The sequence below is a fragment of the Pelotomaculum schinkii genome, assembly GCF_004369205.1.
Taxonomy (GTDB): Bacteria; Bacillota; Desulfotomaculia; order Desulfotomaculales; family Pelotomaculaceae; genus Pelotomaculum_C; species Pelotomaculum_C schinkii.
This window is the reverse complement of sequence record NZ_QFGA01000001.1, coordinates 2045277-2058838: the sequence shown is the minus strand read 5'-3', so window position 1 is coordinate 2058838 and position 13562 is coordinate 2045277. Positions and strand designations below refer to the sequence as shown.

11 protein-coding genes are annotated in these 13562 nt (G+C 52.8%); all 11 read left to right on the top strand.

What is annotated here, in order from left to right; genetic code table 11:
- Positions 1-74: 74 nt before the first annotated feature.
- Positions 75-1784, top strand: coding sequence for an Ig-like domain-containing protein (locus Psch_RS09580; RefSeq protein WP_190240011.1), 1710 nt, complete (start codon positions 75-77; stop codon positions 1782-1784).
- A 389-nt stretch (positions 1785-2173) separates the two neighbouring features.
- Complete coding sequence (locus tag Psch_RS09575; protein WP_134217178.1) at positions 2174-2410, top strand: helix-turn-helix transcriptional regulator; 237 nt, start codon at positions 2174-2176, stop codon at positions 2408-2410.
- Complete coding sequence (locus tag Psch_RS09570) at positions 2407-2826, top strand: FtsB family cell division protein (RefSeq protein WP_190240010.1); 420 nt, start codon at positions 2407-2409, stop codon at positions 2824-2826. Before Psch_RS09575 ends, Psch_RS09570 begins: the two co-directional genes overlap by 4 nt.
- Positions 2827-2924: 98 nt before the next feature.
- The gene (locus Psch_RS09565; protein WP_134217180.1) at positions 2925-3308 is read left to right on the top strand and encodes a S1 RNA-binding domain-containing protein; all 384 of its coding nucleotides are present in this window, start codon (positions 2925-2927) and stop codon (positions 3306-3308) included.
- A 106-nt stretch (positions 3309-3414) separates the two neighbouring features.
- Complete coding sequence (locus tag Psch_RS09560; protein WP_190240009.1) at positions 3415-4296, top strand: Ppx/GppA phosphatase family protein; 882 nt, start codon at positions 3415-3417, stop codon at positions 4294-4296.
- A gap of 84 nt (positions 4297-4380) precedes the next feature.
- Positions 4381-6837 carry a stage II sporulation protein E gene (spoIIE, locus tag Psch_RS09555; protein ID WP_243123998.1) on the top strand — a complete coding sequence of 819 codons (2457 nt, stop codon included), beginning with the start codon at positions 4381-4383 and terminating at the stop codon, positions 6835-6837.
- Between the two features lie 430 nt (positions 6838-7267).
- Complete coding sequence (gene tilS, locus Psch_RS09550; protein ID WP_190240007.1) at positions 7268-8665, top strand: tRNA lysidine(34) synthetase TilS; 1398 nt, start codon at positions 7268-7270, stop codon at positions 8663-8665.
- 91 nt (positions 8666-8756) lie between these two features.
- Positions 8757-10586 carry an ATP-dependent zinc metalloprotease FtsH gene (gene ftsH / locus Psch_RS09545; RefSeq protein WP_190240006.1) on the top strand — a complete coding sequence of 610 codons (1830 nt, stop codon included), beginning with the start codon at positions 8757-8759 and terminating at the stop codon, positions 10584-10586.
- Between the two features lie 329 nt (positions 10587-10915).
- On the top strand, positions 10916-11365 hold the full coding sequence (gene ndk, locus Psch_RS09540; protein WP_190240005.1) for a nucleoside-diphosphate kinase: 450 nt from the start codon (positions 10916-10918) through the stop codon (positions 11363-11365).
- A gap of 170 nt (positions 11366-11535) precedes the next feature.
- On the top strand, positions 11536-11991 hold the full coding sequence (locus tag Psch_RS09535; RefSeq protein WP_190240004.1) for a universal stress protein: 456 nt from the start codon (positions 11536-11538) through the stop codon (positions 11989-11991).
- 123 nt (positions 11992-12114) lie between these two features.
- Entirely contained in the window at positions 12115-13305 is a 1191-nt protein-coding gene (gene folP / locus Psch_RS09530; protein ID WP_190240003.1) for a dihydropteroate synthase, read from the top strand.
- The last annotated feature ends 257 nt before the right edge of the window (positions 13306-13562 follow it).

Genomic DNA, 13562 nt, shown 5'->3' with positions numbered 1-13562 from the left:
AGAAAGGGGGCAACATGTATTTTGCGGTGGTGTAAATAACTTTTTCCTTAAAAAAATTAAGGGGGGCTCTAATAATGTTTAAAAAAGTTTTGATGGTTTTGCTTGCGCTTGTAATGGTACTTGGTTTTGCGACTGCCTCCCAGGCGGCGCCCTGGAAGGACAAAAACAATAAGAAATTTTTTGTAAAGAAAAACTACAAACCTGTCACTGTTACGGATATCGGTTCACACTGGGCCAAACAGCCAATCGAAGTGATGGCTTCCTACGGCATCATCCTGGGTTACCCTGACCAGACTTTCCGGCCGAATTCTTCTGTTTCCGTCAATGAGGCTATCATGATGATTTCCAGGGCCGCCGGCTTCGAAGTTTCCACAGCCACGTCAGGCCAGTCTTCATACGACGGGTTCCCTTTCTGGATGCAAGATTGTATAGATTTTGCCCTTGACGAGGGGATTATAGAAGAGAGCGAGCTTGATGACCTAAACGGCAATCAGGCGGCTAAAAGGTACCAGGTGGCGGTTTGGGCCTCAAGGGCTATGGGACTAGAGGTGGATGACCGGCTAGCGTTTGAGGATACGGACGAGATCCCCTTTTACGCCAGGCCTTATGTCGGGGGGATGTGTGCGAACAGTTACATGATTGGTTATCCCGGCAACATCTTTCAACCAAACAAGGCGGTGACCAGGGCTGAACTGGCCATGGTGCTGTACCGGATTATGCTGGCCGAGGACAACGGCAGCGACAATGATGATAACAGCCTTGACCTGCAGCTTGTGACGCTCAGCCCCAGGAATGGAAGCTATAGCATCGACGCGGACACCTATCAGTTGACTGCTAAATTTAATGAGGATATAAGAGCGGTCGAAGACCTCGATGACGTCATGGATGGTATTGCCGTGCGCAATATAACCGACGGGAAATATGTTGACATCGATACGGTTGCAATTAGCGGCAGTACTTTAACAATCACACTGGAAGATTCGCTGGAGCAAGGCCAAACCTACCGTGTCACCATCAGTTCAGGGATTATTGAGTCGGAGGAATCCGGAGAAAACTTTACAGGTTTAAGCGGCAGCAATTGGCAGTTTGCCACCGGAGACGATGACGTTTCCGACCTGGAAATCGAATCGCTTAACCCCAGGAAGGGGAGCGATAGCGTTGACCCGGATACCAACGAGTTGACTGTTGAGTTTAATGAGGACATATGTGCGGTCGAAGACCTCGATGACGTCATGGATGGTATTTCCGTGCGCAATATCACCGACGGTAGATATATTGACATCGATACGGTTGCGATTAGCGGCAGCACTTTAACAATCACACTGGAAGATTCGCTGGAGCAGGGTAAAACCTACCGCGTTGCCATCAGTTCGGGGATTATCGAGTCGGAGGATTCCGGAGAGAACTTCGTAGGAATAAGCGGCAGCGAATGGCAGTTCACCACGGTAGATTCCTTTTATATCGAGAAACTAACCCCCCGGAACGGCGCGGCTGATGTTGACCTTACCGATGTTCTGAAGGCCAGCTTTAGCGGGGATATCAGTGCCGTATCAGGAAAGAGCCTGCTTGGGGCGGTCAGGGTTTACAACAAAACCGATGGCGTGTACGTTGATATAGACAAGGTGGAAATTGACGGGGACACCCTCACCATTACCCTGGAGGACACCCTGGAGGGAGACAGCACGTTTGAGGTAACAATCAAAGCCGGTTATCTGGAGGATGAAGACACCGGCGCGGACTTTGCAGGGCTGAATGGCAGTGACTGGAGATTTACTACCGAATAACCCTGGGAGCGAAACAAAATATATTTCTTGGTTAAGCCGGGGATACCACCCCGGCTTTACTGTTTTCTGATGAAGTGTGGATAAGTGCCTGAGGGCTTGTGTTGGGAATCTATTTTTCGAAAAGCCCCGGCTTGCGGGCTTGGGGTTAAAAATAGCCGTAGGCCGTAAGGCGTAAAAATAATAGCAGGGCAGCATCCCCCTACCTTTGTTAATAACCTTACACCCTACGCCTGACCGGACAATGCCCCAATCCGGCATTAGTCATTTTGGGATAAAAAATAAAAAAATAAATACACAGGGCAGGAATATTTTTGGCGGCGTAGAAAGTATGTACTAATTTTGTAGTCATTATGTGGATGAGCGTAGGGTGAGGGCAGGGATCAGGGGTTATGCAGATTGAAATAAGAGGGGCGGAAAGGCTCAGTTTCCGGGAGCGGCAGGTTGTAACTTTAAAGGAAATGGGTTATTCCGCAGACCACATTGCCAAACAGCTCCGCTTGAGCCCGAGTACCGTCGCCACCCTGTATAACCGGGCCAGGACCAAAGGCTATGAGGTGGTAATCGTTATCCCTGGCAACAACCTGGGCATCTTCGGGTCAGATGAGGAAGAGGAGGACAAAGCATGAACGCGTCGGCAAGAATATTAGAGGAGACATACCTTCCCCGGCCGGAAAAGATGGCGCCGGATAGCCATACGGTCAGACGGAAATCTAAAAAACTCTCTAAAACGAAGTTCCCCTCCTTGGTTTTTATCCTGGTTCTGGGCTACCTGGCGGTCTCCTTCGGCGCCCAGTTCAGCAAGCTTACCACCATGCAGAAGGATGTGCTCAGCATTCAGCAGGAGGTGGAGGAACTCAAGCAGAGGAACATGGCTCTGCGTCAGGAACTGCAGGCTGTACAGACCGACGCCTATGTTGAAAAAACTGCCAGGGAGAAGCTGGGGCTGGTTAAGCAGGGTGAAACAAGGGTGCTGACGGTAGCTCCTGGGACAGAATTGCAACAGCTTGAGGTCCCATCCGGACCCACTCCCGCCGCAGACTAAATTCATCGTTAAACCTAGATGTTTCTTGACACTCTCCATTAATCTCGCATATAATTACACTAGGTTTTTGTAGGTTTAGAGGAGGAATATTCTCAGTTATGCCGATAGAGTTGGGGAGCATCGTAGAGGGCGTTGTTACCGGTATTACCAATTTCGGTGCTTTTATTGAACTGCCTGGCGGTGCGACCGGACTTGTCCACATTTCGGAGATTGCCGAAGTTTATGTAAAAGATGTGCACGACTTTTTAAAAGCCGGCGACAAGGTAATGGTAAAGGTTATTTCGGTTGATCCAAAGGGTAAAATAGGGCTTTCCATCAAGCAGGCCAATCCTTCGGCACGCGCGCCCAAGAAAAAATTCCAGGCTTCCTTTGAGGATAAGCTGGCCAAGTTTATGAAGGATAGCGAAGAGCGGCTGCAGGTTTTAAAAAGGAGCACGGAAGCTAAAAGGGGAGGGCGCGGCTCAGGCCGGAAAGCAGATTAGAGCCCATCCATATTTACTTAGCTAGGGAGCAATTCTCAACAGGGGAATTGCTTTTGTTGTTGAATAATAAGCTTTTCGAACAACTCTTTTTCCGGAGGTGTGGAAGGTGAAACGGGTTGGAGCTATTGATATTGGAACGAATTCTACCAGACTGCTGGTTGCTGAAGAGTCGGACGGGCATCTGCGGACTGTAGCAACCAATCTGGCCATAACCAGATTGGGGGAAGGCATCGGCAGCGGGGAGCTTCTGCCCCCCGCAATGGCCCGGACGACCGACGCAGTCGCCGGTTTTTTTCATGAGGCGGTACGCCTGGGCGCCGAAACGGTGGTGGCAGTTGCTACCAGCGCGGTACGGGATGCAGCCAACCGGGCGGACTTCCTGGAACTGGTAAAGAAGAAAACTGGTTTGCAAATAAGGGTATTGAGCGGGACAGAGGAAGCCTCCTATAGTTATTTGGGCGTAGTAAGCGGACTGCCCATAGAACAGCGATCAACAGCTGTGCTGGACGTTGGTGGCGGCAGTACGGAATTAAGCTGGATGGAGCCCCAAGGGCTCAACACAGTCAGTGTAAACATGGGGTCCGTGCGGCTGACCTTGAGTGGATTATCCCCGGCAGAGGTTGCCGCCGCTTTCCACCCGCACTTAAACAGGGCGCGCCAGGCCGGAGCTGCCGTTCTCGTGGGTGTGGGAGGTACGGTTACTACTCTGGCGGCGATTCAACAGGAACTTGCCATATACGACCCGGAGCGGGTACACGGTTTTAGTCTGTCAATCCTTGATGTAACGGGAATTCTTGAAAGGCTTGCCGGTATGGAGCTTGCTGAGCGTAAGAAGGTGGCAGGGCTGCAGCCGGGACGGGCGGACGTTATTGTAGCAGGTGTTACTATTGTTAAAGTTGTTATGGAAGGGCTGGGGGTTGACCGGCTGACAGTCAGTGAGTGGGATCTTCTTCATAGCCTGATCCTGGAAGAAGTCGAAAGAAAGTAGTTGAAATATACCATTTACTACAAATATTTCCAACCCTATACGCTATAATTATATTTATGGATTTGGTATTAGGGGTTGGAGCAATTGTTCGAAAACATCGACATTTATCCCTACCGTCGTACGGGTAAAGAACAGAACAAAAAGCGGGCTGAGAGACCGGCCAAAAACCCAAATAAGAGGCCTCACTTTTTTAAGGCCGGGACCGGGGAAGGCTTTACCCCGGTGGCTCTGGCGATTGGCGCCGCCGGTATCCTGCTGGGACGGGCCGTGTTGCTGGGCGATTTAATTCCTTTCGCGGCATCTTTTGTGGCGGCTTCTATCCGTGTTTTCGGCCGCAACGGTATCCTGTCGGTACCGGCGGTGCTCCTGGGTCTGGCCACGATCAGCCAGGGGCCGGCTCTGGCCGGTACGGGCCTGACTGTCCTCGGGACCTGGCTGTTAACCAGCGTCGTACCGGGGGAGGTCAAGCGTCCGTGGCTGGTCCTGCCGGCGCTGGTCTTTGCTGTTACGGTCATTGTCAGGACCACCCTGTTGGCTTTTTTCGCCGCATCTACCTACCTCTATTTCGCAGTTCTTTTTGAAGCCATATTTGCCGCCCTGCTAACCGGGGTTATGAACTACGCTCTGGCTGCTCTGAAAAAAAAGGCCGGCTCCGGGCGACCGCTTACCGGTGAAGAAATATTTTGCGCAGCCCTGCTTTTTGGAGGGCTCGTGTCCGGAACCGGTGACCTCAAGCTCGGTCTGGTGAGTGTCAAGGGGGTATTAAGCGGTCTAACCATCTTGCTGGCTGGCATGGCCGGGGGAGCGGGAGCCGGAGCGGCTGCGGGAGCGGTGGTGGGAATTATCCCCGGCCTGGCCTACGTGGTCGCCCCGGCCGTGGTAGGGGCTTATTCCTTTGCCGGGTTGCTGGCGGGGCTTGGCAAAAGCTTCGGCAAGGCCGGTGTCGCCATCGGGTTTGTTCTGGGTAATATTATCCTTTCAGTTTATTTGACGGATTACACCAGCCTGGTCACGGTCCTCGCCGAAAGCGGGATTGCCGCGCTCCTGTTCCTGCTCTTCCCTGCAACTGCTATTGAGAAGCTACAAACTACCCTCGGGATTTCGGAACAGTCTCGCCCGCACCAGCAGGAGGGCAGCCAGCTCAAAGAAATGTTTAAGGAGCGCATAAAAAACTGGTCGCGTGTGTTCTATGAGCTGTCGCGCTCCTTTGAGCAGGTTTCCTCTACGGTCGGTCATACTCCACAGGAGCAGAGCCTGCAGAAGTTATTGCGCCTGACCGGTGAAAAGGTCTGCAGTGACTGCACTTTTCATCGTACCTGCTGGGAGAGGGATTTCTACAAGACCTACCAGGGCTTGGTGGATCTGATTGCCCATATTGAGATCTATGGCAAAATAAGCCCGGATAACTTCTCCGCCGAGTTGAAGAAGCGCTGCTCCCGTACCAAAGAATTGGCCATAACCCTTAACTGCCTCTATGAATCCTACAATCTCAATCGCTACTGGTCGCAACGCCTGCTGGAGAGCAGGGATATTGTTTCGGAGCAACTGAAGGGTATTGCCGGGGTAATGGCAAGCCTGCCTGGAGAATTGGAATTGGACCTGGATGCCGGGGAGATCGCCCCGCGTATGCGCAGGAGGCTAAAAGAAGCAGGTATTCAACCGGAGCGCCTGTCAGTTGTCACCAGGGAAAGCGGCGCCAGTGAGGTGGTCCTTGCCCATGCCCCCTGCGGCGGGATGATGAAATGCGCCAATGTTATTGGGCCTCTGCTGTCCTCCCTGCTGGAACAGCCCGTCAATAAGGCCACCCCGGCCTGCCTGGCGCAGGAAGGGGATACTGTCTGCACCTTGCGTTTTTACCCGGATTTGAGGTGCCGCCTGGCTCTGGGGGTCGCCCGGAGCGGTAAGAACGGCAGCTTGATTTCCGGGGATAGTTATGCCTTTTTTAACCTCAAAGGGGGTCGATTGGCGCTGGTCTTAAGCGACGGTATGGGGGTGGGTCCGCGCGCGGCCCTGGAAAGCGGTATTACCATCTCCCTGTTGGGTAACCTGCTGGAATCCGGTTTTGGCCAGGATCTGGCCATTAAAACGGTCAATTCAATTTTGGCGCTTCGCTCACCCGGAGAAAGTTTCGCCACGGTGGACCTGGCGGTGGTCAACATCTATACCGGCCAGGCGGATTTTGTGAAAATCGGCGCCGTGCCGACCTTTGTGCTGCGAGGGCGGGAGGTAGGAATGATTAAGGCCAGTTCCTTACCGGTCGGAATTGTTGAGGATATCGAAGTGGCCTCCATGAGCAAGAAATTGCAGCCTGGAGATGTGCTGGTGATGGTCACGGACGGTGTGCTGGACGCCTACCAGGGGCAGGAAGAGCGTGAGGATTGGTTGGCCGGGGTCCTGGAGGATGTGGCTCATATGGCGCCGCAACAGATGGCTGAGCTAATCTTAAAGCTGGCGCATACCAGCGCTGGAGGAACCGCCAGGGCGCCCGACGACATGACCGTCCTGGTGGCCAGGTTGGAAACAGCTCCCAAACGGAATTAGCGTGCATGAACCGGGCATAATGCGCAAGCACAAACTGCTGTGAAAACATCTCGGACAGGCCTTTTGATGCAGGTGCGAATTCATTCGCACTTAACCCCATAGGAATGCAGCAACAGTTTCTATAGAAGTCCATGAAACTACTTCGTAAAAATGCAGCATTAGCTTCCATATGGTTGGGTTTATTAACAATTAGATACTTCAGCTAGGTCAAAATTTAGCCGGGAAAGTTCCCGGCTTTTAGTTTATCTCAGTTTTGGGAACACTTATTTTACCTTGGGGCAGGAAAAGACTTTGCTGCTGTTGAATTACATCTTGTTTTAGCAAGTGGTAAAAATAGGCTCTATGTATTAAAGCTGCTTAACAGCTTTAGAATAGATATAAAAGGAGGGGAGCTGCCTTATTCGGGAACTTCCCGCAGGTGGTGGAGAAGATGGACCTGCTTGACAGGGTTCGTAACGACATGGCCCGCCACCGGATGACAGAACCCGGATCTAAAGTGGTGGTTGCAGTCTCCGGAGGGGCCGATTCGGTTACGCTTCTGCACATGTTATATCTGCTTAAAGATGAACTGGAAATATCGCTGCATATCGCCCACCTGAATCACATGCTGCGTGGGGAGGAATCAGAAGAGGACGCTCGTTTTGTAGCCGGCCTGGCGCAAAGCTATGGTTTGCCGTCAACAGTTCAGTCGATCGATGTGCTGGCTTACCGCGAACAGCGCCGAAATTCAGTAGAGACAGCTGCCAGGGAGGTGCGTTACAGTTTTCTCAGCGATGTCGCCAGTCAATGCGGCGCCAAAAGGGTGGCCCTGGCTCACCAGGCTGACGACCAGGCCGAGACCATTTTAATTAATTTCCTAAGGGGTTCTGGAACAACAGGCCTGAAAGGTATCCCTCCCGTTCGGCAGGGGGGGTATGTAAGGCCTCTGCTATCCCTCAGGCGTTTTGAGATTGAGCGCTACTGCGCCGAGAACGGACTCAAGTTCCGTACCGACTCATCAAATATGAAGGAGGTTCACCTCCGGAACCGGGTACGGCATAGACTGATCCCTTTATTGGAAAAAGAATACAATCCGGCTCTTGTGCCGGCTCTGCTCAGACTGGGCGAGCTCTGCCGGGAGGAAGACGATTATTTTGAAACCCGGGCCAGGCAGGCCTACCTGGGCGCCCTGGCGGGTGAGTCTGAAGGCTGCTTGACCCTCAGGCTGGCTGACCTGGCCGGAGTGGACCTGGCTGTCAGGCGCAGGGTCATCCGCATGGCCTGGGCGGCGCTGGCAGGACATGAAGGGACCCTTTCCTTTCAACACGTTGAGGATGTCATCCGGTTAATCGAAGGGGGCAGAACAGGGTCGAGCGCAATCCTGCCGGGCAGTGTGGAAGCTGTTCGCTCCTACCGGTTTCTCGAATTAATGCGGGAAGAGGAGAGAACGGGGGCGCCTTACTACCAGCATCCACTCGTCATCCCGGGCACAACCCATATTCCGGAACTGGACCGGACTGTGTACGCGGAGCTTGTCCCTTTTGATTTTCGGCCGGATCCCAAGAAGCTGCCGCCGAATGAAGCAGTATTGGATTGGGATAAGTTGCCTAAACAGCTCTACGTTCGCCGCCGTAAGGCGGGAGATGTCTTTCATCCTTTTGGGATGCCTGCGGGAATGAAGCTGAAGGACTTTTTCATAAAACAAAAAATTCCACAAGCACAAAGGGATCGCCTTCCACTGGTCGGGACGCCTGAAGCTATTGTGTGGGTGCCGGGCTTACGGGCCGGTGAAAGGTGGAAAGTTGACCATACGACCAAACGTATTTTACGCCTGAAAATTGAGCCTTGACAAATTCCGTCCAAATTGAAATGACTTATAATATGTGGTAAAATAATCATTATGGTTTGATCTGACCAGTCCCCGGAGAGGAGTGTCGTGCTTGAATAAGGTTGTGAAAAACCTTAGTATTTATCTGCTGATTGTTCTGGCTATCATTGCCTTGATTAAATATACGACGCCCAACAAGGATATCCCCACACCGATAACCTACAACCAATTTTATGATGACGTGGAGCAGGGGCAGGTCAGGAAGGTGGTTATCCAAGCTGAGGGCCTGACCAATATCATCAGCGGGGAGAAAATTGACGGTGGCCGTTTTGAAACAAAGGGGCCTGCCAATGATTCCGCCCTCTATGAACTGTTAAAGGAGAAAAAAGTTGAGTGGAACAGCGAGCTGCCTCCGCAACCGGGGTGGTGGACCGGGCTGCTTACTACGTTGCTGCCGATCATCCTCTTTATCGTCCTGTTCTTCTTCCTGATGCAGCAGACCCAGGGCGGCGGCAACCGGGTTATGTCCTTTGGCAAGAGCCGGGCGAGGCTCCACAACGACGAAAAGAAGAAGGTTACCTTCTCCGACGTGGCCGGCGCCGATGAGGTTAAAGAGGAACTGGAGGAAGTCGTCGAATTTTTAAAGAATCCCAAGAAATTCCAGGAGCTTGGCGCTAAAATTCCTAAAGGGGTGCTGCTGTTCGGCGCTCCGGGGACGGGCAAGACACTTCTGGCAAGAGCCGTCGCGGGTGAGGCGGGTGTGCCTTTCTTCAGCATCAGCGGTTCGGATTTTGTAGAGATGTTTGTAGGTGTCGGCGCTTCAAGGGTGCGCGACCTTTTTGAACAGGCCAAGAAAAATGCTCCCTGCATCGTTTTCGTCGACGAGATTGACGCCGTTGGACGCCAGCGCGGCGCAGGCCTGGGTGGCGGCCACGATGAGCGGGAGCAGACACTAAACCAGCTGCTGGTGGAAATGGACGGCTTTGCGCCCAACGAAGGGATCATCATCCTGGCAGCCACCAACCGTCCGGATATTTTAGACCCGGCGCTTCTCCGGCCGGGACGCTTTGACCGCCAGGTCGTCGTGGACGCCCCCGATGTAAACGGCCGCAAGGAAATACTCAAAGTCCACACCAGGGGCAAGCCTCTGGAGGAGGCGGTAAGCCTTGATGTCCTGGCCCGGCGCACACCGGGCTTTACCGGGGCCGACCTGGCCAACCTGACCAATGAGGCGGCGCTTCTGGCGGCCAGGCAGAACCGCAAAAGGATTACCATGGCCGACATGGAAAACTCCATCGAGCGGGTTATCGCAGGTCCTGAAAAGAAATCAAAGGTAATCAGTGAAAAGGAGAAATGGCTGGTTTGCTACCACGAAGGCGGTCACGCCGTGGTGGGCTACCTCCTGCCGAACACCGACCCCGTCCACAAGGTCTCGATTATTCCCAGAGGCCGCGCCGGCGGGTACACCTTGCTGCTTCCCAAAGAGGATCGTTATTATGCGACCAAGTCGCAGCTTCTGGACCAGGTAACCATGCTTCTTGGCGGACGGGTATCCGAGGCGCTGGTACTTAAAGAGATCAGCACCGGCGCCCAAAACGACCTGGAGCGCGCCACCGACATCGTGCGCAAGATGGTTATGGAATTCGGCATGAGCGGCCTGGGGCCGATGACTTACGGCCACAAAACAGACACGCCTTTCCTCGGCCGCGACCTGTCCAGGGACCGCAACTATAGTGAAGAAGTGGCCAACGCCATCGACATTGAGGTGCGCAATACCATCGACCAGTCTTACAATAAAGCCAAGGATCTTCTTGAACAGCACATGGCGACACTCCACCTGGTGGCCAAGACGTTGTTTGAAAAGGAAACCATAGAAGCTGGGGAATTTGCGGAACTGATGAAGCAGGCCGGCGAGGAAGAAAGAAAGGACCGCATCGAATAGTTTCTTAAACACCCGCAGCTTAAAAAGCCGCGGGTGTTTTCACGAAAAACCGCCGGCAAAGCAATGGGACGCTTCCCGCTGTCTGCTCTACACGTACTGTTGCTTTTGGGTCAGACAGTGAGAACGTTCCTATTATCCTTCATAGAATCTTTGACCCCATAGGAATACAATGCATACCCACGTCCCACGTCTCACGACCCACGACTATAAATATACGCCCTACGCCTTACGCCCTACGACCTTTTGAGATGGTGGTGATACAAAAGGTAATTCTTTTCATAAAAGGTTACAATACAAGAAGGAGAAAAATTTTTGGGGGGGTTCTAAACATGGAACGTACATATCTTATGGTCAAACCTGACGGTGTGCAGCGCAGCCTGGCCGGTGAAATTATTTCCCGCTTCGAGAAAAAGGGTTTTAAGATTATTGGCCTGAAAATGCTGCAAATCAGCCGTGCAATTGCGGAAAAACACTACGGAGAACACGCCGGCAAACCATTTTTTGCGGGATTGGTGGATTTCATCACCTCCGGCCCGGTGGTGGCCATGGTCCTTGAAGGCAGCGGCGTGATTAACGCGGCGAGGGAAATGATGGGCGCGACCAATCCTCTCAAGGCGGCGCCCGGCACGATTAGGGGCAGCTACGGCATAGATACCGGGAGAAACATCATCCACGGTTCCGATTCTCCGGAGAGCGCCGCGCGGGAAATCTCCCTCTTTTTCAGAGAGGATGAGCTATTCTCATACAACCGCGATGTTGACAGGTGGATTTATGAATAGGGGCGGATATTCCGCCCTTTTTCTAATACTCGGATAAAGTAGCAGGGAAAGTTTTTTTAAAATAATTCTTCTTTAAATAGAACATTTTGGTATATAATTATTATTGGGAAGGATTGAGCCGCAACGCTGTAAAAGTATTAGAGAATTAGTAGATTACTTATCACAGCGGGGTGATAGGACTGTATCACAAAATTCTGGTTCCTTATAATAATACCCCACAGTCAAACTCAGCAGTGCAGCATGCCTACAAAATGGCAGTAGCTGCCAAGGCTTCTATGACATTATTTCATGTGGTGCCTGAAGCGCCTTCCGACGATGGTGAAGCGGGGGGAGCGGATGGTTTTAAACGTACCAATTCTATTAAAGAAAATAAGGACAAGGCCAAGTTGATGCTGGACCAAATAAAGAGAAGTTTTTCAAGCCCGGACGTTAAGATTGACATAGCAGTTGCGACCGGAAAACCTTCCCATGAGGTATGTAAGAAAGCAAAGATTGAAGGCTATGATGTAATTGTCATGGGTAGCAGGGGCCTGGGGAAAATACCGGGGCTCCTGAGCGGTAGCGTCAGCAGTAAGGTCAGCCGCAATGCGCCGTGCCCGGTAATTCTGATTCACGCGGCCAACTAGAGAAGGAAACTGAAGGGACTTTCGCTTCAAGAGCGGGTCCTTTTCTTTTAATTTGCTTTTTAGAATTAGCCGTTTTATAATCTTTCCAATTGGAAGCCTTTCACTTTCGGGAGGGAATAAAACTTGACAATCACTGTATACAGCATCATGGTGGACAACAAAGAAGAGGCTTTCAAGGCAATTGCCTCGGTGGGGGCGGACCCCGCCGGGCGCCGGTGGATGGCGCCCAAGGCTGTCCACCGGCTGGTCATGCTGGACGGTGTACAGCCCAGGCAGGCCAACATCATCAAGCAGGAACTGTTGGGAAAAGGCGGTGAAGCGGCCGTTTCCAGGGGTGTGGTGGATTGCTCGGTGTCTGAAACCAAAGTGCTCTTGATGGGTACTTTGCGGCAATACGATGATTTTCTGGCCAAGCTCGAGGCGCAGCCCTTCGGCCTCAAGGCTCTTGCCATCCGTATCCGGGAAGTCCTGGAAGGGCAGGAAGGGTTGCGCCCCCGTGGCCTGGATTGTCGAGGCAAAATACTGCAACTGGGGGTTAAAACCCTGGTGATGGGTATCCTGAACGTAACCCCCGACTCCTTTTCCGATGGGGGCAGCTTCTACGACCCCGGCCTGGCGCTGGAGCGGGCGGCGCAGATGGTGGACGAGGGGGCGGACGTCATTGACCTGGGTGGGGAATCCACCAGGCCGGGTTATGTTAAGGTTGAGGCGGGCGAAGAACTGGCCCGGGTCATCCCTGTGCTGCGGAGGCTTGTAGGCTCGTTGCCGGTACCCGTCTCCATTGATACGACCAAGCCGGCGGTAGCCAGGGAGGCGCTGGAGGCGGGAGCGCATATTATCAACGACCAGTGGGCTTTGCGCTCAGATCCGGCCATGGCCGGACTGGCGGCAGAGTACGGGGTGCCTGTGGTTCTGATGCATAATCAGCAGGGGACCTCTTACCGTGATTTGACCGGGGATTTGGTAAAATATTTCCAGGAGAGCGTCCGCCTGGCTGTGGAAGCGGGTATGGCGCGGGATAGATTAATCATTGACCCGGGCTTTGGCTTCGGCAAGACCCCGGCCCAGAACCTGGAACTGCTGCGGCGCCTGAAGGAACTACGTTGCCTGGGACTGCCTATTCTGGTCGGGACGTCCCGTAAGTCCACTATCGGCAAGGTGCTTGACCTGCCGGTCGACCAGCGCCTGGAAGGAACGGCGGCTACCATTGCCGCAGCTATATTGAACGGGGCCGACCTGGTGCGTGTCCATGACGTCAAGGAAATGGCGCGGGTGGCCAGGATGACGGACGCCATTGTGAGAGGCGAGAGGTAAGAGGCATAAGCTTATGCTGCATTTCTTATTGGTCAGGCGTAAGGCGTATCATTAGACGTGAGACGTGGGTCGTGGGACGTGAGAAGCGCACAGGGTGTGTTAAATAAACTAGTACCATTTAGCAATCATAACATTGTATTTATAACTCCGGTGGAATTCAGAATACACCCACGTCTCACGACCCACGTCCAACGACTAAAATTGTAGGTGCGAATTCATTCGCACAAAAGTTACATTAGCCACCCAAGTTCGGCGCT

Bases quoted from the DNA above. Each gene is read 5' to 3' on its own strand.
- ndk (WP_190240005.1), top strand. From the start codon at position 10,916: ATGGAACGTACATATCTTATGGTCAAACCTGACGGTGTGCAGCGCAGC.
- Psch_RS09575 (WP_134217178.1), top strand. From the start codon at position 2,174: ATGCAGATTGAAATAAGAGGGGCGGAAAGGCTCAGTTTCCGGGAGCGG.
- tilS (WP_190240007.1), top strand. From the start codon at position 7,268: ATGGACCTGCTTGACAGGGTTCGTAACGACATGGCCCGCCACCGGATG.
- Psch_RS09570 (WP_190240010.1), top strand. From the start codon at position 2,407: ATGAACGCGTCGGCAAGAATATTAGAGGAGACATACCTTCCCCGGCCG.
- Psch_RS09565 (WP_134217180.1), top strand. From the start codon at position 2,925: ATGCCGATAGAGTTGGGGAGCATCGTAGAGGGCGTTGTTACCGGTATT.
- Psch_RS09580 (WP_190240011.1), top strand. From the start codon at position 75: ATGTTTAAAAAAGTTTTGATGGTTTTGCTTGCGCTTGTAATGGTACTT.